1 pseudogene is annotated in these 281 nt (G+C 66.9%); it reads left to right on the forward strand.

From position 1 onward, the window contains the following. Nucleotides 1-281 (forward strand): annotated as a pseudogene (locus tag AAEZ05_RS28285) (serine hydrolase); the annotation flags it as partial.

Raw genomic sequence — 281 nt, forward strand, 5'->3', positions numbered from 1 at the left:
GGCCTGGGCTGGTTTCTGGCGCCCTGCGGTGACGAGCCCATCGGCCCCGGCGTGCGTACCTACCAGCACAGCGGTGGCGGCGATGACTTCGTCGCCCAATTGACCCTGCTACCGGATCAGCAGCTGGCGGTGATCATCATGGCCAACGACAGCAACGCCGAAGACATGGTGGTGTCACTGACCACCGACAGCCTGCGCCTGATGCTCCAGGCACAGACCGGCCAGCCCGTGTGCGCCGATGACTGCCAGGCCCCGAGCCACGGCCTCAAGCTGCGCCATGT

Origin of the sequence: Pseudomonas sp. HY13-MNA-CIBAN-0226, assembly GCF_040310305.1 — a bacterium.
Taxonomy (GTDB): domain Bacteria; phylum Pseudomonadota; class Gammaproteobacteria; order Pseudomonadales; family Pseudomonadaceae; genus Aquipseudomonas; species Aquipseudomonas gregormendelii.